Source organism: Streptomyces sp. ID05-26A (genome assembly GCF_033794685.1).
GTDB lineage: Bacteria > Actinomycetota > Actinomycetes > Mycobacteriales > Pseudonocardiaceae > Lentzea.
The window spans coordinates 363733-389546 of the sequence record NZ_JARAYZ010000006.1 but is presented as its reverse complement, the minus strand read 5'-3'; the positions used below and the strand labels follow the sequence as shown (position 1 = coordinate 389546).

General features: G+C 70.1%; 26 protein-coding genes. 19 read left to right on the top strand and 7 right to left on the bottom strand.

Features of this window, described 5'->3' with window-relative positions:
• Positions 1 to 29: 29 nt before the first annotated feature.
• Positions 30 to 293 carry a hypothetical protein gene (locus PV646_RS39310; RefSeq protein WP_500347599.1) on the top strand — a complete coding sequence of 88 codons (264 nt, stop codon included), beginning with the start codon at positions 30 to 32 and terminating at the stop codon, positions 291 to 293.
• On the opposite strand, the gene PV646_RS39305 is transcribed toward PV646_RS39310, so the two are convergent.
• The gene (locus PV646_RS39305) at positions 294 to 1187 is read right to left on the bottom strand and encodes an alpha/beta hydrolase (protein WP_500347597.1); all 894 of its coding nucleotides are present in this window, start codon (positions 1185 to 1187) and stop codon (positions 294 to 296) included.
• Positions 1187 to 1492, bottom strand: a complete 306-nt coding sequence (locus PV646_RS39300; RefSeq protein WP_500347596.1) for a putative quinol monooxygenase — start codon at positions 1490 to 1492, stop codon at positions 1187 to 1189. The genes PV646_RS39305 and PV646_RS39300 overlap by 1 nt, the downstream gene beginning before the upstream one ends.
• Positions 1493 to 1599: 107 nt before the next feature.
• On the opposite strand from PV646_RS39300, the gene PV646_RS39295 reads away from it, so the two are divergent.
• The 3 genes from PV646_RS39295 to PV646_RS39285 are packed head-to-tail and all read left to right on the top strand — an operon-like array spanning position 1600 to position 4914.
• Positions 1600 to 2304, top strand: a complete 705-nt coding sequence (locus PV646_RS39295; protein ID WP_500347594.1) for a Pvc16 family protein — start codon at positions 1600 to 1602, stop codon at positions 2302 to 2304.
• Positions 2301 to 4283 (top strand): ATP-binding protein, encoded by a 1983-nt coding sequence (locus PV646_RS39290; protein WP_500347592.1) that lies wholly within the window; start codon positions 2301 to 2303, stop codon positions 4281 to 4283. The genes PV646_RS39295 and PV646_RS39290 overlap by 4 nt, the downstream gene beginning before the upstream one ends.
• Positions 4264 to 4914, top strand: coding sequence for an eCIS core domain-containing protein (locus PV646_RS39285; protein ID WP_500347590.1), 651 nt, complete (start codon positions 4264 to 4266; stop codon positions 4912 to 4914). Before PV646_RS39290 ends, PV646_RS39285 begins: the two co-directional genes overlap by 20 nt.
• Here PV646_RS39285 and PV646_RS39280 read toward each other — a convergent pair.
• The 3 genes from PV646_RS39280 to PV646_RS39270 are packed head-to-tail and all read right to left on the bottom strand — an operon-like array spanning position 4907 to position 8432.
• Positions 4907 to 5854: a hypothetical protein gene (locus PV646_RS39280; protein ID WP_500347588.1), complete on the bottom strand. Its 948-nt coding sequence runs from the start codon at positions 5852 to 5854 to the stop codon at positions 4907 to 4909. The two genes, PV646_RS39285 and PV646_RS39280, sit on opposite strands and share 8 nt — an antisense overlap.
• Positions 5851 to 7056: an MFS transporter gene (locus tag PV646_RS39275; RefSeq protein WP_500347587.1), complete on the bottom strand. Its 1206-nt coding sequence runs from the start codon at positions 7054 to 7056 to the stop codon at positions 5851 to 5853. The genes PV646_RS39280 and PV646_RS39275 overlap by 4 nt, the downstream gene beginning before the upstream one ends.
• 17 nt (positions 7057 to 7073) lie before the next feature.
• Complete coding sequence (locus PV646_RS39270; RefSeq protein ID WP_500347585.1) at positions 7074 to 8432, bottom strand: CBM96 family carbohydrate-binding protein; 1359 nt, start codon at positions 8430 to 8432, stop codon at positions 7074 to 7076.
• A gap of 239 nt (positions 8433 to 8671) precedes the next feature.
• Between PV646_RS39270 and PV646_RS39265 the strand changes: the two genes are divergently transcribed.
• The 4 genes from PV646_RS39265 to PV646_RS39250 are packed head-to-tail and all read left to right on the top strand — an operon-like array spanning position 8672 to position 11183.
• A complete protein-coding gene (locus tag PV646_RS39265; RefSeq protein WP_500347583.1) occupies positions 8672 to 10183 on the top strand; it encodes a phage tail sheath family protein in 1512 nt (503 codons plus the stop codon).
• A gap of 15 nt (positions 10184 to 10198) precedes the next feature.
• Complete coding sequence (locus PV646_RS39260; RefSeq protein ID WP_500347581.1) at positions 10199 to 10642, top strand: phage tail protein; 444 nt, start codon at positions 10199 to 10201, stop codon at positions 10640 to 10642.
• Complete coding sequence (locus PV646_RS39255; RefSeq protein WP_500347580.1) at positions 10639 to 11031, top strand: hypothetical protein; 393 nt, start codon at positions 10639 to 10641, stop codon at positions 11029 to 11031. Before PV646_RS39260 ends, PV646_RS39255 begins: the two co-directional genes overlap by 4 nt.
• A complete protein-coding gene (locus PV646_RS39250) occupies positions 11028 to 11183 on the top strand; it encodes a DUF6760 family protein (protein ID WP_452255532.1) in 156 nt (51 codons plus the stop codon). The genes PV646_RS39255 and PV646_RS39250 overlap by 4 nt, the downstream gene beginning before the upstream one ends.
• Before the next feature lie 329 nt (positions 11184 to 11512).
• Here the strand turns inward: PV646_RS39250 and PV646_RS39245 are convergent, their stop codons facing one another.
• Complete coding sequence (locus tag PV646_RS39245; RefSeq protein WP_500347578.1) at positions 11513 to 11833, bottom strand: hypothetical protein; 321 nt, start codon at positions 11831 to 11833, stop codon at positions 11513 to 11515.
• Positions 11834 to 11968: 135 nt separating this feature from the next.
• On the opposite strand from PV646_RS39245, the gene PV646_RS39240 reads away from it, so the two are divergent.
• From PV646_RS39240 to PV646_RS39190, 11 genes are all read left to right on the top strand, one after another.
• Positions 11969 to 13816 (top strand): hypothetical protein, encoded by a 1848-nt coding sequence (locus tag PV646_RS39240; protein ID WP_500347577.1) that lies wholly within the window; start codon positions 11969 to 11971, stop codon positions 13814 to 13816.
• Positions 13817 to 13825: 9 nt separating this feature from the next.
• Positions 13826 to 14254 carry a phage tail protein gene (locus PV646_RS39235; protein WP_500347576.1) on the top strand — a complete coding sequence of 143 codons (429 nt, stop codon included), beginning with the start codon at positions 13826 to 13828 and terminating at the stop codon, positions 14252 to 14254.
• Positions 14251 to 14985 carry a CIS tube protein gene (locus tag PV646_RS39230; protein WP_500347575.1) on the top strand — a complete coding sequence of 245 codons (735 nt, stop codon included), beginning with the start codon at positions 14251 to 14253 and terminating at the stop codon, positions 14983 to 14985. The genes PV646_RS39235 and PV646_RS39230 overlap by 4 nt, the downstream gene beginning before the upstream one ends.
• Positions 14978 to 16744, top strand: a complete 1767-nt coding sequence (locus PV646_RS39225) for a VgrG-related protein (protein WP_500347573.1) — start codon at positions 14978 to 14980, stop codon at positions 16742 to 16744. Before PV646_RS39230 ends, PV646_RS39225 begins: the two co-directional genes overlap by 8 nt.
• A 6-nt stretch (positions 16745 to 16750) precedes the next feature.
• Positions 16751 to 17035, top strand: a complete 285-nt coding sequence (locus PV646_RS39220) for a PAAR domain-containing protein (RefSeq protein ID WP_500347571.1) — start codon at positions 16751 to 16753, stop codon at positions 17033 to 17035.
• The gene (locus PV646_RS39215; RefSeq protein WP_500347570.1) at positions 17035 to 17436 is read left to right on the top strand and encodes a GPW/gp25 family protein; all 402 of its coding nucleotides are present in this window, start codon (positions 17035 to 17037) and stop codon (positions 17434 to 17436) included. Before PV646_RS39220 ends, PV646_RS39215 begins: the two co-directional genes overlap by 1 nt.
• A complete protein-coding gene (locus PV646_RS39210; protein WP_500347724.1) occupies positions 17436 to 19361 on the top strand; it encodes a putative baseplate assembly protein in 1926 nt (641 codons plus the stop codon). Before PV646_RS39215 ends, PV646_RS39210 begins: the two co-directional genes overlap by 1 nt.
• Complete coding sequence (locus PV646_RS39205; protein WP_500347569.1) at positions 19358 to 19894, top strand: phage tail protein; 537 nt, start codon at positions 19358 to 19360, stop codon at positions 19892 to 19894. Before PV646_RS39210 ends, PV646_RS39205 begins: the two co-directional genes overlap by 4 nt.
• Entirely contained in the window at positions 19891 to 20829 is a 939-nt protein-coding gene (locus PV646_RS39200; protein WP_500347567.1) for an NADase-type glycan-binding domain-containing protein, read from the top strand. Before PV646_RS39205 ends, PV646_RS39200 begins: the two co-directional genes overlap by 4 nt.
• Positions 20826 to 23786: a VWA domain-containing protein gene (locus PV646_RS39195; protein ID WP_500347565.1), complete on the top strand. Its 2961-nt coding sequence runs from the start codon at positions 20826 to 20828 to the stop codon at positions 23784 to 23786. The genes PV646_RS39200 and PV646_RS39195 overlap by 4 nt, the downstream gene beginning before the upstream one ends.
• Positions 23787 to 23874: 88 nt before the next feature.
• Positions 23875 to 25170 carry a COG1470 family protein gene (locus tag PV646_RS39190; protein WP_500347564.1) on the top strand — a complete coding sequence of 432 codons (1296 nt, stop codon included), beginning with the start codon at positions 23875 to 23877 and terminating at the stop codon, positions 25168 to 25170.
• A gap of 2 nt (positions 25171 to 25172) precedes the next feature.
• Here PV646_RS39190 and PV646_RS39185 read toward each other — a convergent pair whose 3' ends face one another.
• Entirely contained in the window at positions 25173 to 25799 is a 627-nt protein-coding gene (locus PV646_RS39185; protein ID WP_500347562.1) for a response regulator transcription factor, read from the bottom strand.
• Positions 25800 to 25814 lie beyond the last annotated feature (15 nt).

Genomic DNA, 25814 nt, shown 5'->3' with positions numbered 1-25814 from the left:
AGGTTCGCCGATCCACCGGAGGCCTTCGTTTGTTCGTTCGTCCCCCGGCCGCGTCGTGCTGGAGCGCGCGGCTGGGGTACGAACGGGTGTCGGAGTTGCTGTCCGCGATTCGTCAGGCCGAGTCGTGCACCGTGCCGGACGTGGAACTGCGGTACGTGCCCGACCAGCGCACCGGTGAGGCGGTGCTGGCGTGCGAGACGGGGTCCGTTCTCCTGGACGCCGACGAGGTGTCGGCGTTGCACGACACGTTGCGCGCACACATGCCGGACCGGATGAGGCCGCTACCGGCCTAATTACCGGCCTAATTTTCGAGCGAGCCACTCCGTGCGGGTACGCCGTGCCCGCACGGAGAGCGCCGCGTCCGGGAAGATCGCGTCGAAGCCGTGGAACCCGCCCGCCCACGTGTGCAGTTCGGCGTCCCCGCCCGCCGCCCAGATCCGCGACGCGTAGGCGACGTCCTCGTCCCGGAACACCTCCGCGGTCCCGGTGTCGACGTAGGTGGCGGGCAGCCCGGAGAGGTCCTCGGCCAGAGCCGGTGACGTGTAAGGGGAAACCTCCTCGGCGTCTCCCCGGACCGAGCGCCAGCCGAACTCGTTCATCTCGCGCGTCCACACGCCGGGCTCGCCGGAATACTGCCTGCTCGACGTGGAGTCGTTGCGGTGGTCGAGCATCGGGCAGATCAGCACCTGGGCGGCGATCTCCGGGCCGTTCCGGTCGCGGGCCATCAGCGTGACACCGGCGGCCAGTCCGCCGCCGGCGCTGATGCCCGCCACGACGACCTGGTCGGTGTCGATGTTCTCGACCGTCCACAACAGACCGTAGTAGCAGTCCTCGACCAGCGCCGTCCCGGTCGCCTCGGGTGCGAGCCGGTGCTCGACCGTGACCACGACGACGCCGAGTTCCGCCAGCCACTGCAACGGGATGTCGATCTGCGAGAAGCGGTCGCCCATCACCATGCCGCCGCCGTGGATCCAGTAGACGCACGGCGCGGGGCCGTCGAGTCCCTCGGGGCGGAAGACGGTCAGCGTGATCTCGCCGACGGTGACGTCGTGCCGTTCGGCGTCGGTCTTGAACGGCGGCGACGGCATCTGGCGGATCTGCTGGAGCATCTCGTGGGTGAGTTCGGCCGACAGCGGCATCTCGGCCAGGAGAGCGCGCAGTTCGGGGTCGAGGGCGGGGGCGGCCATCAGAACGCCGCCTTGCCGCCGACGGGCAGCAGGTCGACGTAGGCCGACTCGCCTTGGAGCAGCGTCTGGAGCTTCGCGACGAGTGCCTGTGCCGCTTCGGTGGCGAAGAACGCCGCGTGCGCCTCGGCCGTCGTCCAGCCCTCGGTCACGTGGACGACGTCCGGGTCGGTCGTCGAGCGGCCGACCAGGAAGACCACGCAGTCGTCGTTCGTGAGCGACGGTGCGTCGAGCAGGAACTCGACGACCTCGTCGCCCTTGCCGGGCCTGGCGGTCATGGTGGCGTGGAAACCGTGCTGGACGCTCATCTGTTCCTACCTCTCGTCGTTCTGGCGATGAGGTAATCAGACCAGTCTGACCAGCTATGACGGGAGATCGATGCTGCTCCGCTCTTGCCTGATCCTCCCGTTGCCCGTTGGGGCAGCGGATCGTGTCCGGTGGGACGTCGCTGCGTTGGTCGTGCTTCGCGCGCGGGCTCGCCATCGTGGACGGCGTGATCCACGAGGTTGACGAGGCTTTGCGCCGCCTGGTGCGAGACGAGGCGTTGCGCGGTTCGGACCTGGACGTCGCGTTCGACGCGCCGACCAAGGACTGGGCGGCGCGGCGCAACGCGCCCACCGTCAACATCTACCTCTACGACATCCGCGAGGACCTGCGTCGCCGGCAACGCGGCCTGCTCAACGAGTACGACGCGCAGGGCCAGGTCGCGGCACGTCATCTGCCGCCACGGCACATGAAGCTCTCGTACCTCGTCACGGCGTGGACACAACGGCCCGAGGACGAGCACCGGTTGCTGTCGGACCTGCTCATGGGGTTCATCGGGTACGACGCCGTGCCTCCGCGCCTGCTCAGCGGCACGCTGGAGGAGCTGGCGCTGCCCGTGCCGATGACGGTCGCCCTGCCACCGCCGGAAGATCGCGCGTTCGCGGACGTGTGGAGTGCGCTGGGAGGCGAGCTGAAGCCGTCGCTCGACGTCGTGGTGTCGGCGCCGGTGTCGTCCGGGCGCAAGTTCGCCGCCGGGCCTCCCGTGCGCGAGGGCGTCGAGCTGCACGCCGGATCGGATCGGGTGCGGCACAACGTGACCGCCGACGGGGTGGCGATGCGCAAGGTGTCGCCATGATCTTCGAGCGGATGGCGGTGCTGGAGCGGCGGATCCGGGTGGCGGTGGCCACTCGCCGGACCGCGGACCCGAACCCGGACGACCCGTTCCGCGGGCTCTACCTGTCCGACGAGGTCATCGACGCGTTGCTGGACAGCGGACGGGAGCCGTTCGCACCGTTCTCCGGGACGCGGGCGGACGGCAGGCTCGGCCGGCTCGCGGCGAAGGCCCAACTGTCCGAAGTGGACGTCGAGCTGCTGCTCGTGGCACTGGCACCGGACGTCGACAGCCGCTTCGAGCAGTTCTACGGCTACCTGAACGACGACGTGACGCGGCGCCGGGCGACGGTCGGGCTGGCGCTGCGGTTGTGCGGGCTCGCGGAGGCCTCACCGCAGGGACGGTCGAGGCTCGACCTCGGCAGCCCTCTGGTGCGCTGCGGCCTCGTGACCGTGGAGGATCCCGAACGGCCGCTGCTCAGCCGCTCGTTGCGGGTGCCGGACCGGGTCGGCGCGCACCTGCTCGGTGACGACCGCCCGGACCCGTTGCTCGCCGACTTCGTGACGCTACCGGGGGATCCGGTGCGGATGCCCGGCGACGATCGGCTGGCCCGCGGTGTCGACCGTGGTGTGCGGCTCGTCTACCTGCGTGAACATCCTGGTGGTGGAGCGGCGGAACTGGCCGTGGCAGCGTTGGCGCAGGCGGGTTTCCCGGCGTTGCTGGTGGACGCGCCGCGCTTGACGGACGCGCTCGCGGTGACACGGGAGGCGTTGCTGCGAGGCGCGGGAATCGTCGTCGGGCCGGTGGACTCCGGCTTCGCCCTGGATCCCCTGCTGCACGACGAGATCCCTATGGTCGTGTACGGGTCCGGTGCCTGGGAACCGCGCTGGACCCGCACGCCACCGTTGCAGCACGACGCGGTGCAGGTGCCGTTCGACGTGCGGGTCGCGTTGTGGCGCACCGAACTCGACGGCAAGCTCGCGTCCGGCATCGACCCGGCGGAGGTCACCGCGCACTTCGTGCTGGGGCCGACGCAGATCAGCAGGGCGGCGAGCGCGGCCTTCGTTTCGGCACTGGCGGACGACGGCCTGGTCGACGTGACGCACCTGCGAGCCGGTGCGCGCAGCCAGAACGCGGGCGGCCTGCAACGCCTGGCCCGCCGGATCGAACCGGCGGTGGCGTGGCCGGACCTGGTGCTGCCCGCGCCGGTCACCGCTCTGCTGCACGAGCTCGCGGCCAGGGCCCGGCACCGCGACCGCGTGATCGACGAGTGGCGGATGCGTCCCGGTGGTGGCCGGGGCCGCGGCGTGACGGCGTTGTTCGCCGGTGATTCCGGGACGGGCAAGACGATGTCGGCCGAGGTGATCGCGGCGTCGCTCGGCCTCGACCTCTACACGGTCAACCTGGCGACGGTCGTCGACAAGTACGTCGGTGAGACCGAGAAGAACCTGGAGCGGATCTTCGTGGAGGCGGCCGGGGTCAACGGCGTGCTGCTGTTCGACGAGGCCGACGCGATCTTCGGCAAGCGTTCGGAGGTCCGCGACGCGCACGACCGGTACGCGAACATCGAGAGCGCGTACCTGTTGCAGCGCATGGAGTCGTTCGACGGGATCGCGGTGCTGGCCACGAACCTGCGGGCGAACCTCGACGACGCGTTCACCCGCCGCATCGACGTGATCGTGGACTTCCCGTTGCCGGACGCGGACCTGCGTCGCGGCCTGTGGGACCGCTGCCTGGGCCGTTCTGTGCCGCGATCGTCCGATGTGGACCTGGGGTTCCTCGCGGAGGCGTTCGAGCTGGCGGGCGGGCACATCCGGTCGGCGGCGGTGACCGCGGCCTACCTCGCCGCCGCGGCCGGCCACGTCGTCGGCATGGTCGAGCTGATCGGCGCCGTGGCACGCGAGTACCGCAAGCTCGGCCGCCTGGTGGGCGAACGCGAGTTCGGCCGCTACCTCGAACTCGCCGTGGAAAGAGAGGGTTGTGATGCGCGGGCACGAACATGAGCACGAGACGTCCTTGCGCCCCAGGGGCGACCGGGCGCCGCAGGAGGAGACCGACCTGATGGGCCGCGCGGCCGTCGCCGGACGCCCGGACGTGCTCGGACCTCAGGGGATGCTCGGCCTGCAACGGGCCGTGGGCAACGCGGGTGTCAGCGACGTCGTGTCGTCCGGCGTGTCGTCCGGCGGGGCGCCGCTCGACGCGGGGGTGCGCGAGGACATGGAGGGCCGGTTCGGCCAGGACTTCTCCGACGTCCGGGTGCACACCGGGTCCGAGGCGCACGACTCCGCGAAGTCGGTGAACGCGCACGCGTACACCGTCGGGTCGAACATCGTGTTCCAGCGCGACAAGTACGACCCGTCGTCGGACTCCGGCAAGCACATGCTGGCGCACGAGCTGACGCACGTGGTGCAGCAGCGGTCCGGGCCGGTCGACGGCACGGACAACGGTGCCGGGGTGAAGGTCAGCAGCCCGTCGGACCGGTTCGAGCGCGAGGCCGTGGCGAACGCCGACCGCGTGATGTCGGCGGCCCCTTCCGCTCCGGCCGTGCAACGGGAGGAAGCTCCCGAGGAGGAGACCGCCCAGACGTTCGTGCAACGAGCCGAGGAAGAGGAAGAAACCGAGTCCGCTAGCTGATCGGCGCCGGTGAGCTGGCCTCCGGCACCAGGATCGCCGGTGCGCCGGTGCCGTCCGCCGGGACCGCCCACACGTCGTTCAGGCCGTCGTCGCGCTGGATGCCGTACGCGACGGTCCTGTCGTCGACCCAGGCCGGCTGGTCGTCGACGCTGCGGGTCTCGGCGAGCTCGGTGATCTCGCGGGTCTTCAGGTCGAGCACGGACACCCGCCAGCCCTGCTGCGGATCGCCACCGACGGCCTTCTTGTAGGCGATGCGGGTGCCGTCCGGGGACAGCGACGGGCACTCGACGTCGTCCAGGTCGGTGAGCGGCCGGACCGTGCGCTCGGCGAAGTCGCCTTCGAGCAGGTAACGGTGGCCGCCGGTGGACATGGTGGCGTAGAAGCGGTTGTCGTCGGCGGTGAAGGTGACGCCCCAGTAGTTCGTGTCGACCGGCCGTTGCGGCATGCCCTCGACCGCGAACTCCTCCAGCGACGCGACCAGCGTGCCGGTCTTCGTGTCGAGAACGCCGGTGCTGGTGGAGAACCCGTTGGCGGCGTACGAGTGTCCGTCGACGAACAGCGTCCACGCCACCATCCGGCCGCTGGCCGAGACCCTCGTGCGGTTCGGGAAACCCGTCAGCGGAACGGTCCTGAGTTCCTTCAGGTCGCGGTCGAGCACGGCCAGTTCGCTGGCCTTCAGCGCGCCGACCGGGCGCAGGCAGGAGATCGTGCCCGCTGCCTCGTACGCGCGGTCGCAGCTCTGTCCGGTGACCTCGCGCGAACCGCCGGCGCTCGACACCGTGGAGAGCTTGCCGTTGCTCAGAACCATCAGACGTGGGCCCGCGCCGGTCGTGACGGACTGCGCGGCGTCCGGTGCGGCACCGGACAGCGCGGTGTAGCCGACCGCGACACCCCCGAGCAGGACGGCGGCGGTCAGGGTGATCAGCAGGCGTTGGTTCATTTCCGGCGTCCCAGCAGTGCGGCGGTGGTGATCAGGGCCAGGACGACCGCGACGGCGGCGACCCTGGTGGCGGCCTCGGGGCTCCAGAACTGCCAGGCGAGGCCGAACAGCACGGACGAGCCGAGGTAGGCGATCGCCTGTCCACTTTGGATCAGCGCGATGCCGGTGGTGCGCAGGCGTTCCGGCAGGACCGGGCCCGCGAGTGCCATCAGCACGCCGTCCGTGCAGGCGTAGAAGACGCCGTACAACAGCACGACCAGCACGAGGAGCGGCCAGCCGCCCAGCGGTCCGTGCAACAGCAGGTAGACGACGGTCAGGGCGCCGTAACCGGCCAGCATGACCTTGAGCCGGCCGATCTTGTCCGCGAGCGCGCCGAGTGGTGCGGCGAGCAGCAGGTAGACCAGGCTCGTGCCCACGGCCAGCAACGGGAACCAGCCGAACGCCAGCCCTTCGCGCTTCTGCAGCAACAGGTAGACGAACCCGTCGCCGATGGTGACGAGACCGAGCAGGGACGCGGCCAGCACGATCTTCCGGACGGCCGGGTCCTTGAGCAGGGCGAGTTTGAGAGGTTCCCTGCGCTCCACGGGTTCCGGCCGGTCCCGCACGTAGAGCACGAGCACCAGCACCCCGAACGCGGCGATGCAGAAGCTGACGACGAACACGGCGTCGAACGACTGTGCGGAGGCGGCGAGCACGGCCATCGCGACGAGCGGCCCGGCGAACGCGCCGATGCCGTCCATCGCCCGGTGCACGCCGAACGCCCGTCCGAGGTCGCCGCTGGGGGTGGAGAGGGTGATCAACGCGTCGCGCGGGGCTGTTCTGAGGCCCTTGCCCGCGCGGTCCGCCGTGATCACGACGCCGAGCGCGGTCAGCGAGTTGCCCGCCGCCAGGAGTCCCAGCTTGGCCACGGCCGAGAGTCCGTAACCGAAGCCCGCGACGGCTTTGCGCCTGTTCGTGCGGTCGGCGAGGTAGCCGCCCGCGAGTCTGAGGAGTGTGGTGGCGCCGGTGTAGACGCCGTCGATCAGCCCGTACGCGGCCGGACTGAGCTGGAGGCCGATGACCAGGTACAGCGGCAGGATCGCGGCCACCATCTCCGACGAGACGTCGGTGATGAGGCTGACCGTGCCGAGCGCGAAGACGTTGCCGCTCAGCCCTTTCCAGTTCGCCGTCCTGGGTTTGTCGATCGTGGACAGGTACATCATCGGCCTCCAGCGGTCCGTCAGTGGCAGTTGGTGGTGCCGCTGTCGGTGTAGGTCTTGCCCGCGACCGGGACGAACTGCCAGTCGAAGCTGTTGTCGTGCAACGTCAGCTTCAGCACGCCCTGGGTTCCGGTGTTGCGGGCCTCGCTGTTCGGCCTGATCGTGCCGAAGCCGTAGGCGCCCGCACCGCCCATGCCCGCGACGAACGAACGGATGCCGCGCGTGTTGTCGAGGCCGCCGTTGGGGTTCTGCGGGGCGAACCGCTCGTACTGGTGGTTGTGGCCGAAGACGACCACGTCCGCGTTGGCGTCGTACAGGGCCTGGAACAACGGCCGGGTGGCCGTCGACGGCGAGTGGTTGGCGCCGCTGGTGAACAGCGGGTGGTGCCAGTACGCCGCGGTGCACGGCTTCGTGCTCGCCGCCAGGTCCTGCCGCAGCCACTGCTCCTGCGCGCTGCCCGCCGACATGCTGACGTTGGAGTTCAGCGACACGATGTGCCAGTTGCCGATGTCGTAGGAGTAGTAACCGCGGCCGGACGGCCCGGCCTGTGCGCCGAAGTAGTTGTAGTAACCCGTGGCGCCGCTGGTGTGGTAGTCGTGGTTGCCGGGGGAGGGCCTGGTGCGTGCCTTGTGCCGGCCCCACGTGGGCTCGTAGTAGGTGGTGAACTGGCTCGCGGTGCCGTCCGGGTAGACGTTGTCGCCCGTGGTCCAGACGGTGCCCTGGATGCCGTCCAGCAACGCGGCCGTGGCCGTGTCGCCGGAACCCGAGTCCGCGATGTCGCCCGCGCCGACCCACACCGGGTCGCCGGGAGGCGGCGTCGTGCCGTCGGTGACGACGAGCTGCGGCGCCGTCGAGCCCGACTCGCGCGAGTCGTAGTCGGCGCCGTCCGTGCTGCTCGACGTGATGCCGATGCTGTACGTGCCGTTGCCGGTGACGTAGCTCGTGACGTCGACCTCGTACCAGGCGTTGCGCACGACCGAGCCGAGAGAACCGAGCGTGGCGCCGTCGATCGCGGGCTGGCTTGCCCAGGTCACGGCGGTCTCGGTCCAGCTGGTGTTCGACATCGCCCTGAACGTGCCGCCGCTGGGGCTTTCCGCGCCGGAGACGTCGTCGGTGTGCAGGCGGAGCTTGGCGTTGCTGACGCCGCCCGTGACGCCGGAGACGGTGAACTTGAGGAACGTCCGCTTGACCGGCGAGTTGTCGACGCCGAACTGGCTCGAGGTGCCGTAGTTCGTGCCGGTGGACCCGTTGTCGACGTAGGTGTCGGCGGTGGGTGTGAAGGTGGTGGCGGCAGCCTGAGCCGCGGTCGAGGCGGTGAGTGTGGCCGCCGTGATGATGACGGTGGAGAGCACGGCTAGGGGAGCCCTGCGACGTGACATGCCTGTCCTCGTGGTGGTGGGCGGACATGGGCCGTCGCGAAGAGTAGGGGTGAGGTGGTTCGGTCACCAATGATCGTTCGGCGGCGGTTGGGTGAACGGTGGGAAAACCCCTCCAGGGGGTGACTGCCCGTTTGGGCAGCCGCCTGCTCCCTCCAGCACCGTCGTGGGGTCGTGTCGGGATCTTCGGCGCCGTTCCAGCATGGGTCGTACAGGGTTCCGTACGACTTGGGAGGCCGTCGATGCCCACCTATCTCTCGCCGGGCGTGTACGTCGAGGAGGTGGAGGCAGGTGCCCGTCCGATCGAGGGCGTGGGCACCGCCGTCGCCGCGTTCGTCGGCTTCGCGGTCAAGGGGGACTTCAACACCCCGACTCTCGTCTCGAACTGGTCGCAGTACACCGACAAGTTCGGCGACTTCGCGGAGGGCTGCTACCTGCCGCTCGCCGTCTACGGCTACTTCCTCAACGGTGGCACCAACTGCTACGTCGTGCGGGTCGGCGGCTCCCGTTCCGCCGCCCTGGAGGCCGGGCCCTCCGCCGTGCTGGGCAGTTACAAGGTGAAGGCCCGTGAGCTCGGTGCCGGTTCCCTGTCCGTCGAGGTCGGCGAGGCCGCGGGGGAGAACGCGCCGGACGACCGCTTCTCGTTGCTGGTCAAGGACAACGGCAAGGTCGTCGAGACGCACCAGGTGTCGTCGAAGCGCGGCAAGGAGAACGTCGTCACGGTCGTGAACACGGCTTCGAAGCTCATCACGGTCGAGGAGGTGACCGGGGCCGCCGTCGCTCGTCCGGACAAGGCCTCCGTGGCGTTGCGCTCGGAGCCCGCCGCGTCGCCGGTGCCGCGCAAGGTCGTCGCGGACGACTACGTGGGTGACGTCTCGGACCGCACCGGCTTCGGCGGCCTGGAGGCCGTGGACGAGATCACGATGGTCTCGGTGCCCGACCTGATGAGCTCCTACCAGCGCGGACTGATCACGCTGGAGGCCGTGAAGACCGTGCAGGCGGCCGTGATCGCGCACTGCGAGCTCATGGGCGACCGCATGGCGATCCTCGACCCGCCGCCGGCGCTGTCGCCGGACGAGATCAAGAACTGGAAGCAGGTCGAGGCGGGCTTCGACTCGAAGTACGCGACCCTGTACTACCCGTGGATCAAGGTCTACGACCCGTCCACCTCGGACAACATCTTCGTGCCTCCGTCCGGTCACATGGCCGGCGTGTGGGCCCGCACCGACGCCACCCGCGGCGTGCACAAAGCCCCGGCGAACGAGACCGTGCGTGGCGCCGTGGCGTTGCAGACCCAGCTCACCAAGGCCGAGCAGGAACTGCTGAACCCGATCGGCGTGAACTGCATCCGCTCGTTCACCGGCCGCGGCATCCGCGTGTGGGGCGCCAGGACCCTGTCCTCGGACCCGGCGTGGCGCTACCTGAACGTCCGGCGGCTCTTCAACTACCTCGAAGAGTCCATTCTGGACGGAACGCAGTGGGTCGTCTTCGAGCCGAACGACGATGCCCTGTGGGCCCGCATCCGCCGCACCATCGCCGCGTTCCTGGTGATGGAGTGGCGCAAGGGGGCCCTGTTCGGCCTGACGCCGGACGAGGCGTTCTACGTCAAGTGCGACCGCGAGACCAACCCCGCCGAGGGCATCGACCTCGGCCAGGTCGTCTGCGAGGTCGGCATCGCGCCCGTGAAGCCCGCGGAGTTCGTCATCTTCAGGCTCGCCCAGATGCAGGGCGGCACCAGTCTGGTCAACGAGTAAAGGCGGTACCTCGACATGCCACTCCCCGATCTCGACACGTCGGTAGGCCACTCGTTCGGCCTGGAGGTCGACGGCATCACGATCAAGCAGATCTCCGAGGTGACGGGCCTGAAGATGGAGCAGGACGTCATCGAGCTCAAGCAGAACATGGCCGACGGCAAGTACGTCGTGAAGAAGCTGCCGGGCCGCATGAAGGCGGGCGAGGTCGTCTTCACCCGAGGCCTCACGTCCGACAACTCGTTCGAGAAGTGGGTGAAGGACTCCCGCTTCGGCAAGATGGGCGCGGCCCGCAAGAACGGCGTGGTCGTCGTCTACGACTACGAGGGCCAGGCCATCAAGCGCTACAAGATCATGCGCGCCTGGCCGAAGGCGCTGGAGATCGGGACGCTGAAGGCCGGCGACACCTCAGTGCTGACCGAGAAGCTCACGGTCACCTACGAGGAGATGGACGTCGAGTGAAGCGTTCCGCCGTGGTCGAGATGCAGACGGAGTTCGCCTTCGAACTCCCCCGCGGCTACGTGGACGACTCGGGCGTGTTGCACCGTTCCGGCGTGATGCGCCTCGCCACGGCCCGCGACGAGCTGATCCCGTTGCGGGACGACAGGGTCCGCGAGAACGCCGCGTACCTGACCGTCGTCCTGCTGGGCCGGGTGGTGGTCCGCCTGGGCTCGGTCACCGACGTGCACGCCGGCGTCATCGAGAACCTGTTCGCAGCGGATCTGGCGTTCCTGCAGGACATGTACCGCCGCATCAACAGCGAGGGCCACACGCGTTCTGGGGTCTCGTGCCCGTCCTGCGGCCACGGCTTCGAGGTCGACATCGCCGGTGGGCGCCTGGGGGAATCGTGACGTACGCGGCGGACCGCCTGTACTCGGAGGTCGCGTACGTCGCCTACCACTTCCACTGGTCGCTCGACTCCATTCTGGACCTGGAGCACGCGGAGCGGCTGCGGTACGTGGAGGAGATCGGCCGCATCAACGCCCGCATCTCAGCGGGCTAGTCGTTTTTCGGTGTTCTTCGGGCTAGGGGAGGTGATCGGTCGTGTGGCCCTTTCGACGGCGAGCCGCCGCCCCGCTTCCGGTCGTCAGGTCGGACTGGCGAACCCTCCCGCCCCTGCAACGCCTGGTGGCCCCGCACCCGCTGATCAACCCGGTGCCGGCGTTCTCCGCTCGCCTGGCCGCGTGGCAGAACCCGTCGTTCCTCGCGCCTCTGGCGCACGCGGTGGGCGAGTCGGAGCTGTCGGGGTCGATCGCCGACGTGGCCAAGCCTGCCCCGGACCAGCCACCTCCGCCGTCCCGCCCGGCCGACTTCTCGCCGCCATCCGTGGCGTCAGACGGCGCTGGTTCGGCGGGACGCGGTGCTGTGCAACGGGCTGTGGTCGAACCCAGCGGTGCGCTGGGACACGTTGCTGCGCCGGGACGCGCCACGGTGCAGCGGGCTGCGGCTGAGCGTGATGCCACGCCGGGACGCGCTGCTGTGCAACGGGCTGCGGCTGAGCCCGCTGGCGTGCCGGAACATGTTGCTGTGCCGAGACGCGCTGCTGGGCAACGGGCCGCGGTTGAGCCCGCTGGCGTGCCGGAACACGTTGCTGTGCCGCGAACCGCCACTGTGCAACGGGCTGCGGTTGAGCCCGCCGGTGCGCCAGAACACGTTGCCCTGCGGGGACGCGCCGCTTCGCTGGAACGCGCCACTGTGCCGGGACCCGCCACCGTGCAACGGGCTGCGGCTGAGCGTGATGCCACGCCGGAGCCCAGCGCCCCGCAGCGTGCTGTGGCCGAGCCTGTCGTGGCGGAAAGCGCCCCCGTGCAGCGGGCCGCGACCGAACCCGCCGCCCCGGACCGCGCCGCGTTTCAACGGACTGCGGCCGAGCGCGACTACCTGCCGACGTCCGGCACCCTGCAGCGCGCCTCGGCCGAACCTGCCGCCGTGCCGGAACGCGCCGCCGTGCAACGGGTTTCGGCTGAGTCCGACGCATCACCGGAGCACGCAACCTTGCAGCGGGCCTCGACGGAACCTGCCGCCACCCTGGAACGCGCCACCATGCAGCACGCCTTGACGGAACTTGCCGCCGCGCCGGAACGCGTCACCGTGCAGCGGGCTCCGGTGGAGCGCGAAGTCCTACTGGAACGCGCCATCGTGCAGCGGGCCTCGACGGAATCTGCCGCCGTGTCTGAACGCGCCATCGTGCAGCACGCCATGACAGAACCTGCCGCCGCGCCGGAACGCGCCACCGTGCAGCGCGCCGCGCCGGAACCCGCCGCCGCGCCGGAACGCGTCACCGTGCAGCGGACTGCGGTGGAGCGCGATGTCGTGCCGGAGCACGGCACCGTGCAGAGCACCGCGATCGAACCTGCCGCCGCACCGGCACTCGGCATCCTGCAACGGGCTGTGGCCGAGCGCGACGCGCCACCGGCTCTCGGTACCCCGCAGCGCGCGAAGGCCGAACCCGCCACCGTGCAACGGGCTGCCCTGCAGCGCTCGGCAACCGACGACACGACCCCACTAGAACACGGCACCCCGCAGCGCTCCTCAGTCGAACACCGCAGCCCAGCGCTGCCCAGCAGCCTGCAGCCGGACGCCCCGGCGGTCTCTCCGGAGCACGGGAACCCGCCGCCCGGCTCGACCATGCCCGAAGTCCTGCCCCTAACCCCGTTGCAGCCGGGCATCGTGCAACGCGCCTCCGCGACGCCCACCTCACCAGTGCAGCGTGCTTCGACCGAGCAAGGCGCGCCACCCGCCCCAGCGGGTCTTGGCCTCCCGCGGCACGCAGAACAAAGCACTCCGCCGTTCGCGTCGCCAGGGAGCGCGGGCACACCCTTCACGACGACAAGCGGTGCAAGCAGACCGCTCACCTCGTCCGAGCCCGGCATCCAGCGTGCCGCGACGGACCACCTCCGGCTCGTCTCCTCGGACCACGCCGGCCCGCCCGAACCCCGAGCCGATGTCGAGCCGTCCGCAAGCCGGTCCGATGCGGTCGTACAACGCTCCAGCGCCGTGCCCCTGCCGACCCGGTCGCGCAGGCTGGGGCTTGGTGAGCCGATCTCCGCACCGGCACCGACGGCCGGTGTGCCAGAGGCACCGTCTCCCGGCATCGAGGTGCAGAGGGCCGCGGAGACGACGGTGGCGCCGGAACTCGGCGTTGTGGTGCAGCGATTGCCCGGTAACCCCGCGTCCTCGGCCGCTCCCGGTGGGCCGGCGGAGGTGCCGTCGCTCGGCGTTGCCGCGCAGCGCGCTGCCGAAGCGGCCCTGCCTGTGGTGCAGCTCGCGCAGAGTGCCGACAAGCCAGAACCCGCTGTGGTGCAGGCAGAGCAGCGGCCGCTCACCGGCAGTTGGGCCGTGCAGCGGTTCGCGCAACCTGCGGAACCCACGGAGCGGAAGGGTGCCGAACCCGCGTTGCCGGTGGTGGTGGCCCGTGCCGTTGAGGAAGTGGTCGAAACGAGGGCGCCGGTCGTGGAGACGGTGGTGCAGCGGGTGGCCGAGGTCGGGCCGCAGGAGGTGCAACGGGTCGAGGTGCCGGTGCAGGGGCAGGGGGCCGACGAGTTGTTGCGGAAGTTGTACGACCCGTTGCTGCGGCGGCTCAAGGCCGATCTGTGGCTCGACCGTGAGCGTCGTGGGGCGCTCACCGACATGTGAGGACGTGTGATGAGTGCACCGGAGGAAGCCGTCGCCGTCTGTTTCAGCGTGTCGGTCGACAAGGACGATCTGGGGGCCTTCAACAGTTGTGAGGGGCTCGGGTGTGAGTTCGTCATCGAGCAACGGGAAGAGGGCGGCAACAACGGGATGGTGTGGCAGCTGCCCACGCGCATCAAGTACCCCAACGTGAAGCTCACGCGACCGGTGACCAGGGACAGCCAGAAGATCACCAACTGGATCGCGGGCATGGCGTCCGGCATCAAGCGCAGGACCGCGGTCATCGAGGCCAAGACGTTGGAGGGCAGGGTGATCGCGAGCTGGTCGCTGGCCGAGGTGATTCCCGTCCGGTGGACGGGGCCGCAGCTGAGCGCCGAGCAGACGAAGGTCGCCACCGAGACGCTCGAGCTGGCGCACCACGGGTTCCTGGACGCGCGATGACCGTCACGTTCACGAGCGCGGGGAACGCGACCACGTCCAAGAAGATGGAGCACGCGTCGCTGACCGTGCACGAGCCGCCCAAGCCCGGTGGGTTGCAGAAACCGGGGGCGCAGATCGACGAGATCAAGTTCCAGTTCAACCCCAAGGAGCTGACGCTCGCCAAGAACGCCAAGTGGCAGCGGCAGACGCAGCCCAACGCGGCCAAGGCGGGCGTGCCCGAGTTCAAGGGGGCCGAACCGGCCAAGCTGAGCCTGGAGATCTTCCTCGACTCCACGGACACGATGGGCGACGCGACCATCAAGAAGGTCGAGCAGCTCTTCAACCTCACCGTGCCCACGAAGGACTCCAGGCAGGGCGGCAAGGGCAGTCCGCCCTGGGTCATCTTCAAGTGGGGCACGACGACGGGCTTCCCGAGCTACGTCGCGAGCGTCAGCGCCAAGTACACGCTCTTCACGCCCGGAGGCATGCCGGTCAGGGCGCTCTGCACGGTCAACCTGGAGGAGGTCAGCGGCGAACCCGGCGGGCAGAACCCGACCAGTGGCGCGCTGGCCGCCAGGAACGCGCACACCCTCACGGCCGGCGACAGCCTGCAAAGCCTGGCGTACAAGGCCTACGGCAACCCCGAGCTGTGGCGGTACATCGCCGAGGCCAACAACATCGACGACCCGATGCGCCTCACCCCCGGCACGACGGTGCTCGTGCCCGCGTTGGAGGAGGTCCACCATGGCTAACGAGAGCTTCGCCAACAACCTCGTCGTCGAGGTCGAGGGGCAGCCGTTGCCCGCCGACGTCAAGCTGCTGCTCACCTACGCCTACGTGGACGACAGCCGCAACCTGCCGGACATGTTCGTGCTGCGGTTCCGCGACCCCGGCCACGTCGTGCTCGCCAAGGCCGGGCTCAAGATCGGGGCGAAGGCCGCGCTCAAGGTCCAGACCGCCGACCCCGGCGGACCGAAACCGCTGATGAGCGGCGAGATCACGGCCGTCGGCGTCGAGCTCGACGCGCAGGGCACGTTCACCGAGGTCCGAGGGTACGACGAGGCGCACCGGCTGTTCCGCGGCCGCAGGGTCGCGGTCTACCCGGGCATGACGGTCGCGGACGTCGTGAGGAAGGTCGCCGGACGCGCGAACATCAAGGCGGGCACGATCGACGACGTGCCGGGCGTCGGCGGCCGGCCGGACACGCAGCTCAGCCAGGACAACGTGAGCGACTGGGAGTTCCTCAGCCGCCTCGCGCGCGCGGTCGGCGCGCAGATCGCGGTCAAGGACGGCAAACTCGACTTCAGGCTGCCCGAACCTCCCGCCAAGGCACCGAAAGCCAACGCCAAGGCCAAGTCGGACCCGCTCGTCCTCGAGATGCACAGCACGCTCGTGGCGCTCCGGGCCGGCATCACGACCGCGGGCCAGGTCCCCGAGGTCCAGGTCAGGGGCTGGGACTTCGAGAACAAGCAGGAGGTCGTCGCCACCGCCGTGCCGAACACCGCCGGCGTCGAGGTGCCCCAGGCCAACCCGAAGGAGCTCGCGAACAAGTTCCAGGCGCAGCCACACCTGGAAACCGGTCAGTACCGCACGCACGCCGAGGCCAAGGCCGCGGCGGAGGCGCTAGCGGCCCAGCTGGGCGGTTCCTGCGCCGAACTCACCGGCGTGGCCAGGGGGAACCCGGAGCTCAAGGCCGGTACGGCGGTCGCGCTGACCAACGTCGGCGAACCGTTCCAGGGCAAGTACACCCTCACCAGCACCCGGCACCTGTTCGCCGAACACACCGGCTACACCACGGAGTTCACCGTCTCCGGCCGGCAGGAGCGCTCGCTCTACGGACTCGTCCACAGCGCGAAGGACAAGCCGCTCAACGGACTGGTCCCCGCCATCGTCACGAACGCCAAGGACCCCAAGAACCTCGGCCGGGTCCAGGTCAAGTTCCCCTGGCTCGCCAGCGACTTCACCAGCGTCTGGGCCCGGACCGTGCAGCAGGGCGCCGGCGCGAACCGCGGCACGATGATCCTGCCCGAGGTCGGCGACGAGGTGCTGGTCGGCTTCGAGCACGGCGAGTTCGACGCGCCGTACGTGCTCGGCGGCCTGCACAACGGCAAGGACCAGCCGCCGAAGCTGAGCAAACCGCCCGTCGACGGCGCGAGCGGCGAGATCGCGGTCCGGGGATTCGTGAGCCGCAAGGGGCACAAGGTCGAGCTGATCGAGGACGACGGCATCGTGATCTCCAGCGGTGACGGGAAGTTCCTCGTCAGGATCGACCAGAAGGCCCAGAACATCGAGATCACCAGCGCCAAGACCGTCAACGTCAAGGCGCAGAACGGCATCACCGTCGACGCCGGCACCGGCCCGCTGGAGCTCAAGGGGCAGAAGGTGTCCATCAAGGCGCAGACCGAGCTCAAGGCGGAGGGCGCCCAGGTCAAGATCGCCGGCCAGGCGCAGACGGAGGTCACGGCCAGCGGGCCGCTGACCGTCAAGGGCGCCATCGTGAAGATCAACTGAGGAACCATGCCACCCGCAGCCAGAATCGCCGACATGACAGCCCATCCCGGCGTCATCACCGGACCCGGCGTGCCGACCGTGCTGATCGGCGGCAAACCGGCCGCGACGGTCGGGGACCTGCACACGTGCTCGTTCCCGCCGCCCGCGGTGCACCCGCCGACACCGATCGTGCCGCCGGGCTGCCCGACCGTGCTGATCGGCGGCAAGCCGGCGGCCCGCGTCGGGGACATGAGCGGCTGCGGCGCGCCGATCCTGCCGCCCGGCTGCCCGACCGTCCTGATAGGAGGGTGATGGAGTTCATCGGCAGGGGCCTCAGCTTCCCCGTCCGCACCGACGCGACGGGCTCGGTGGCGCTCGTCGACGGCGACCGCGAGATCGTCGAGAGCATCCGGCTGATCCTCGCGACCGCGCCCGGCGAACGCCCGATGCGGCCCGAGTTCGGCTGCGCGATCCACGACCTGGTGTTCGCGCCCGCGGACTCCACGACGGCCGGTCAGATCGCCTACGAGGTGCGGCAGTCACTGGAGCGGTGGGAACCGCGCATCGAGCTGACCGACGTGGTCGTGGACTTCGCCGAGGCGGACAGCGGCACCCTGCTGATCGACATCCGCTACACCCTGAGCACCACCAACGACCCGCGCAACCTCGTCTTCCCGTTCTACGTCATACCGCCGCACGAGGACGGTGCGTGATGCCGCTTCCCCTGCCGAACCTGGACGACCGGCGCTTCCAGCAGCTCGTGGACGAGGCCAAGCGCCGCGTCCAGCAGCACTGTCCGGAATGGACTGACCACAACGTCTCCGACCCCGGTGTCACGCTGATCGAGACCTTCGCGCACATGGTCGACGAGCTGATGTACCGGCTCAACCGCGTGCCGAAGCTGAACTACCTGAAGTTCCTAGACCTGATCGGCGTCGAGCTGTTCGCCCCGACCGCCGCGCGAGTGGACGTCACCTACTGGCTGTCGGCCGCCCAACCGGCCCCCGTCGAGGTCCCGCGGGGCAACCAGGTCGCGACGCAGCGCAAGGGCGTCGAGGACCCGGTCGTCTTCACGGTCGACCGCCCGCTCACGATCGTGCCCTGCGAGCTCTCCCACCTCGCCACGGCCACGGCGAACGGCCAGCCGGTCGACCGCACCGACGACCTCAGGGCGGCCAAGGAACCCCCGGCGTTCAGCGAGCAGCCGCAGAAGGACGACGCCGTGCTGTTCGGCCTGTCCGACGCCGTCCCCGGCTGCGCGGTGCTGCTCCGGTTCGACTGCGAACCGATGGGGTCCGGCATCAACCCCGCCGACCCGCCGTGGGCGTGGGAGGCCTGGACCGACGAGGGCTGGGCCGCCTGCGAGGTCGACCACTTCACCAACGGCGGCTTCAACTCCGCAGGCGACGTCGTCGTGCACGTCCCGGCCGGCCACACCACGTCGGTCCTGGTCCGGCAGCGCGCGGGCTGGCTGCGGTGCCGCGCCGCCGAACTGTGGCCCGGCCAGCCCTTCTACCGGCGCTCGCCGAAGCTCCGCGACGTCACGGCGTCCACGATCGGCGGCACCACCGAGGCGGTGCACGCCGACGTGGTCAGGAACGAGTCGCTCGGCGTCTCGGAAGGTGTTGTGGGTCAACGCTTCCCGCTCGCGAGAACCCCTGTGGTCGCGGGTGAGCCGATCACGGTCGAGGTCGCCACCACGGAAGGCTGGGACACCTGGACCGAGGTCCGCGAGTTCGTCGAGTCGGGCCCGGAGGACCGGCACTTCCTGCTGGACAACACCGAGGGCCAGATCATCTTCGGCCCGGCGGTCCGCCGGGAGGACGGCACGCTGCGCCACTACGGCGCCGTCCCGGCGAAGTCGGCGGCGATCCGCGTCACCGAGTACCGGACCGGTGGCGGCCCGCGCGGCAACGTCGCGCGCAACCTCGTGACCGTGCAACGGGATCCGGTGCCGTTCGTCAGCAACGTCACGAACCGCAAGCCCGGCCGCGGCGGGGTGGCGGGGGAGTCGGTCGAGGACGCGGCACTGAGAGGACCGCTGTCCCTGCGCACGCGCGATCGGGCGGTGACGGCCGAGGACTACGAGGTCCTCGCCAAGGAGGTCGCTCCGGAGGTCGCACGGGTGCGGTGCGCGCCGGGCGACGACGGTGTGCGCGTGCTGGTCGTCCCGGCGGTGCCCCAGCACGAGGAACCGAACTTCGCGGCCCTGCAGGTCGACCAGGAGACCCTCGAACGGATCGCCCGCCACCTCGACGCGCGCCGGTGCGTCGGCGCGCGGGTGAGCGTCGAACCGCCGTTCTACCAGGGCGTCACGGTGGTCGCGGACCTCAAGGCACGCCCCGGCACGCCCACCGAGGCCGTCCGGGCACGGGCGATGGACGCGCTCGCCGCCCACCTCGACCCGATCCGCGGCGGAGCGGACGGGACGGGCTGGCCGTTCGGCAGGCCGGTGCACTCGGGCGAGGTCTACGCGGTGCTGCAACGCATCCAGGGCGTCGAGCTGGTGGAGGACGTCAAGCTGTTCGCGGCGAACCTGGCCACGGGCGAGAGGAGCCAGTCGCAGCAACGGGTCGACCTGCCGCCGAACGGCCTGGCGTTCTCGTACAACCACCAGGTCAGGGTGGCGAGGTCGTGAGGAACGCCGTGGACGACCTCATCTCCCCGCACCCCCTGGGCGAGCGCATGCCCGCCGTCTACACCGACGACGACTTCACCCAGCGCTTCACCCAGGCCCTCGACGAGGTCCTGGCCCCGATCTTCACCGTCCTCGACTGCTTCTCCGCCTACCTCGACCCGCGGCTCGCCCCCGAGGACTTCGTGGACTGGCTCGCCGGCTGGGTCGCGCTCGACCTCGACGAGAACTGGTCCTCCGCCCAGCGCCGTGAGCTCGTGGCCCGCGCCGTCCGGCTGCACCGGTTCCGCGGCACCAGGAGAGGCCTCGCCGAACACGTCTGGCTGCTCACCGGCGGCCGCGTCGACATCGCGGACAGCGGCGGCACCGCGACCTCGTCGACCCCGAACGGCCCCGTCCCCGGCAGTTCTCCCGCGCACGTGCTGGTCCGCGTCCGGGTGGAGCGTCCGGAGGCGGTGGACCGGGCGCGCATCACCGCGGCGGTGCGCCGGATGGTGCCCGCCCACGTCGCCACGACCATCGAGGTGACCACATGATCGTCTGCCAGACCTGCGGCGAGCACAACGCGCCGAACACCGAATTCTGCGGCAACTGCGGCGACTTCCTGAAGTGGACCGGTGCCCAGGCCCAGGCCGGCCCGGTCCGCCCGGACGAGCCGCAACAGCAGCAGCCGCACCACCGTCCACAACAGACTCTCAGAAGACAGCCGCAGCCCGGAGACCTCATCTGCGGCCAGTGCGGCTCGGGCAACGTGACCACCAGGCGGTTCTGCGCCGTCTGCGGCCACACGCTCGTCGACGCGACGGTCGAGCGGCAGCCGTGGTGGAAGCGGTGGCGGAGGGGCCCGAAGGTCAGGGAAAGCGGCAGCAGGCCGCGCCGCGTCAGGACGACCACCAAGGTCCGCCAGGGCGTCGGCAAGGCGGTGCGCTGGACGCTGGCCGTCGCGGTGTTGCTCTTCGTCGCCCTGTACGGGTTCTCGCAGCCGTTCCGCAGCGGCGTCAACACCCAGGTGGTCAAGGCGAAGGACACCGTGGCGGGCATCTTCGTCGAGAAGTGGGTGCCGGTCAGGCAGAGCTCGATCTCCGCCTCGCAGGAACGCCCCGACCACCCGGCGGGCCTCGCCATGGACACGGACAAGGGCACGTTCTGGGCCGCGCAGACCGATCCCAGGACCGCGGCGCTGACCATTCAGTTCGACCGGAAGACCGACCTGCGCCGGATGATCGTCTACAGCGGTGACCCCAAGAAGTACCTGGGTTCCCAACGACCGCAGCGGCTCACGCTGGTGTTCGACACCGGCAAGACCGACGACATCACTCTCACCGACGCGCCCGACCAGCAGGAGCACGCCATCGAGAACGGCGACGGCGTCCAGCAGGTCCAGGTGCTCGTCGCGGGCGTCTACCCGTCGACCGAGAGCACCGACACGGTGATCAGCGAGATCGAGTTGTTCGAGAAGCAGGTGAAATGACCGTGCGCGCACTTCCGTTGCTGCTCGTGGCTTTGCTCGTGATGCCGGTGCCGGTTCTCCAGGCCCAGCCGCCCGCGGAACCGTTCAACATCGGCTTCACGAGCGACGACGGCCACGTCTTCAAGGTGGACAGCACCGGAAACGCGCGCACCAACCTGACCGGCACCGCCCGCGAGCAACACGACCCGGCGTTCTCGCCGGACGGCACGAAGCTCGCCTACGTCGACGACGACCACGTCATGATCGCTAACGCCGACGGCACGAACCCCAGGCCTCTCAACGCCGAACCCTTCCGGCAGACCCAACCGGCGTGGTCACCGGACGGCACGAGCATCGCGCTTGTCACCTGGATCCCCATCGGCGACGGCGAGAGTCCGAGGATCCAGATCCACCGGGTCGCTGGCGGCGCCAAGACCGGTGAGATCGGAATTCCGGAGCACCTGCGCGCCTACGACAGCCAGCCGGACTGGTCCCCGGACGGCCGGACCATCGCGATCACCCGCAGGTCCAGCACCATCACCCAGCCACCGCCGCAGATCAGCGTGCCCACCACCGACCGGCCCGTCCGCCGCGCGAGCACGTTCGACGTCGAGCAGGTCGTCCGCACCCCGCGCGTCCCGCCGAAGCCGGACATCGTGCTGCTCATCGACATCAGCGGCTCGATGGACGGCGAGATCGCGAGCGTCAAGAAGACCCTCCTCGACATCATGGGCGACATCTCGACCCTGCAGCCCGAGTCCCGGTTCGGCATCGCGAGCTTCGCCGGGCCGGAGAACGCGGGCCGCACGTTCACCGTCCACTCCGGATTCGACGAGGACCCCGTCGCCGGGATCGGCGAGGTGAACGTGATCCTGGACCAGGGTTCTACCGAGGTCTGGGCCCACGCGCTGATCCGCACGGCGACGGACGCGTTCGCGTACCGGCCCGACTCGAGCCGGGTCGTCGTCGTGATCGGCGACGAACCCACCGCCGAACGCCTGATGCCCCCGAACCGGGACGACACGGTCGACAACGCGATCGCCGCGCTGCAGCGGGCGAACATCCGGTTCGTCGGCGTCGACAGCGGCGGCTTGAACGAGCTCGGCCAGGCGACGCGGTTCGTCGACGCCACCGACGGCTCGTTGCAGACCTACGACGAGAACAAACCGGGCGAGATCAGCACCGCGATCCTCGACGGAATCAAGGACCTCGACGTCAAGATCACCCCGGTCTCCCGGTGCGACGACGGGCTCACCGTCGAGCTCACCCCGCCGGGCCCGGTGACCGCGCCGAGCGGCCAGGACGCCAGGTTCACCGAGAGGTTCACCGTCGCCGCGAACGCCACACCGGGCAGCACCCTGCGCTGCACGGTCGAGTTCCGCCTCAACAACGACCAGGAGCCCAGGCCCGGGTACGTCCACACCGTCGAGGTCCAGGTCGCCGACCAGGTGAGACCGTTGGTGCGCATAGACGACATCGTCGCGCGGACCCAGGACGGCACCGGCGCGACGATCACCTTCCAGGCCACCGCGACCGACGCGCAGAACCGCCCCCTCACCCCGGCCTGCACACCGCCGTCCGGCACCAGGTTCCCCGTCGGCATCACGACGGTGACGTGCACCGCGACCGACGCCCAGGGCAACACCGGCAGGGACACCGCCATCGTCACGATCACCGCGGACGATCCGGAGGGGTCACGGATCTGGCTCGTCACCCCGGACGGCAGCAGCCAGTTCGACCTGTCCGCGCGCTTCGGCGAGGAGTGCAACGGCTACAACGACGAGCACCCGGCGTGGTCCCCGGACGGCCAGACCCTCGCGTTCACCCAGGACGAGCGGATCTGCACGGTCAAGGCCGACGGCACCGACACCCGCGTCGTCGTGGAGGACAGCGGCAGCATCGTCCGCCCACGTGACGCGGCGTGGCTCCCGGACGGCACGAGGCTCGTCTTCGAGTCCTCCGACGTGGAACGGCCGCCGGACCTGTGGACCGTGCCCGTTCAGGGCGGCACCCCGCAACTCCTGACCCGCGACGCGAGCCAGCCCGCCGTGCAACGACTTCCGCGCCTCACCGTGACCACGACCGCCACTCCGGCCGAGATCCCGTTCAACGGCAGGACGACCATCGAGGTGACCGTCGCGAACACCGGTTTCGCCCCCGCGCCCGCCACGCTGACCGTGACGATGCCGCCCGGTCTGCAGGGCGGACCGGTGGGGTCGAACCTCGGTCCGATCGCGCCGGGGGAGCGGAAGGTCGTGAGCGGCGACGCCATCGGCTCGACGGCGGGGGAGCACGAGGTGACCGCCGCGGTCGGCACGATCACGTCGAAAGTCACCGTGAAGGTGCTGGAACGCACCGGATCGCTCTCGCTGGCGGTCGCGGCGACCCCGCAGCCGGCGTTCGTCGGCGGTGACGACGTGACCGTCACCTTCACCCTGCTCAACAGCTCCGGCTCGACGCTCACGAGCGTCCGGGTGGTCGCCTCGGCGTTCGGCTGCGAGCCGGAATGCCTGGTCGGCACACTCGGCCCGGACGGCCAGACCGAGGTGAAGCTGACGATCCCGGCCACCCAGGCCGTCGACCGCGAACTGGTCGGCGTCGTCATCGCCACCGGCCCGGACGAGATCGCGTCCGACAACGTGGCCTCCACCCAGATCGTCGTCAAACAACCGGCCATCACCCTCGACCAGCAGGCCGGACCGCTCGGCGGCGTGGTCTCCCTGCAGGGCAAGGACTTCCCGCCGGGCGCCAAGATCAGGCTCGGCTGGTCGCCGGGCATCTCCGAGACACCGGGCGAGCTGACGACCGCGGACGGCACGTTCACCGCGCAGATGCTGGTCTTCCACAACGACACCGAGGGACCGAGGCAGGCGCTGGCGGCGACGGTGGAGGGCACCAGGTTCGGCGAGGTGAAGTCGGGGGACTTCCTGGTGCTGCCCAACACGAGCCAGCCGGCCGACTTCATCGAACGCGGTTAGCAGCTTCCCCAACGGGCAGTGAAGAGCGCACCCGGCCACGCCTGGAACGCCGCTGTCAGCGGACAGCACACGAAGGAGACTTCACGACATGGGAGCAACAGCGACACTGTCCACTTCGGACCTGTCGGTCGCGCCGGGCGGCGACGTCACCTGCCAGGTGATGGTGCGCAACGCGGGCGAGCTGGTGGACCAGTTCACGATCGACGTCGTCGGCGAGGCCTCGTCCTGGAGCCACGCCGAACCGGCCGTGGTGAACCTGAACCCCGGTGAGTCCGCGCCGGTGCTCATCCGGTTCGCGCCTCCCCGCGAGACGGGTGTCTACGCGGGCACGGTGCCGTTCGGCGTCCGGGTCATCTCCCGCGAGGACCCGAACGGCTCCGTCGTGGAGGAGGGCGTGGTCGCGGTCGGGGCGTTCACCGACGTGGCCGTGGAACTCGTGCCCGCCAAGGCGGAGGGCGCGCGGAAGGCCACGTTCGAGGTCGCCGTCGACAACGTCGGCAACTCGCCCGCGGTGCTGCGGCTGCGGGCCGTCGACCCCGAGGACGAGCTGGACTTCCGGCTGGACCGCACCGAGGTCGCACTGCCGCCCGGCACCACGGCGTTCGTGCGGCTGCGGGCCAGGCCGCGCCGGCGGTTCCTGCGCGGAGAGCCGAAGCGGCACCCGTTCCAGGTCGAGATCACGCCGGAGCAGGGCGACCCGCTGATCACCCAGGGCACGATGGTCCAGCGCCCGCTGCTGCCGGCGTGGTTGCTGCCGTTGCTGATCGCGCTCCTGCTGATCGCGGCGGCACTGGCGGCGCTGTGGATCACGGTGCTGGCGCCCGCGGTGAAGACCGCGGCGCGCGAGGCGATGCAGCAGGAGAGCAAGGAGATCAAGGACAGGGCCGACCAGGCGGCCAGCGCGGCCGGGGCGGCCAAGGACGAGTCGAAGCAGGCCGCGGCGAACGCCGGTCAGGCACTGGACGCCCTGGGCATCAAGCCCGGTGACACCGGCGCGACGCCGACGCTGCCGAAACCCGCCGAGAACGGTGAGCCGGTGACGTTCCGGCTCGACGTCACCGCGCCGATCGTCGCGAACACCGGCTCGTTCACCGAGGTCACGTTCACCCCGCCGGACGACAAGAAGACGTTCCTCATCAAGGACATCTTCTTCGAGAACGCCAAGGGCGACACGGGCACCGCCCAACTCGTCCGGGACGCGGCCGGGACGCGCAGCACCATCCGGGTCATCGGGCTCGGGAACTTCCGGGACCGCGACGAGCACTTCCAGGAACCACTGCGGTTCCAGCCGGGTGAGAAGATCGTGTTCCGGGTGAGCTGCCAGAACCCGCAACCCAAGGGCTCGTGCACCCCGTCGGTGGTGTTGAACGGACGCTCCGGATGAGGTCAGATCAGACCTTCGCGCAACGCGAACGCCACGGCGTGGGCGCGGTTGCGCAGCTGGAAGCGGTTGGTGATGTCGTGCAGGATCGACTTCACCGTGCGCTGCGAGTAGCACAGCCGCTCCGCGATCTCCCTGGTCTCCAGGCCGTCCGCGATCATCCGCAGCACCTCGGTCTCCCGGCTCGACATGCCGGCGAGGTTCAACCCGTTGGGGCGCAGCACGTTGCGCTGCAGCGCGGAGACACGTCCGAGCAACCGGCCGAGCAAGTCGGCGGGCAGCGAGCCCTCCCCGGCGTGCGCGGCGCGGATCAGCCGGACGAGCGTGTCCGGGGTGGCGTCGGCCCGGCGCAGCACGGCGGACACCCCGCTGCCGACGACGTCGAGCAGTTCGGCGTCGGCCACGTCGCCGGCGATCAGCACGATGCCGGGGTTCGGCTGGCACTGCAGCTTTCTCAGCAGTTGCAGCACGTTCTCGTCGAGACGTTCGGCGACGACGAGAGCGACGCAGCGCTCGGTGGTCTCCGGCTCGACGAGCCTGATCTCCGGGCGGGACCGCAGTGCGACGGTGACACCCGCGCGGGTGATGGAATCGGTGGCGTGCAGGACGACGGTGACGGGCTCGGCGTTCATCAGCTCCCCTTCTGA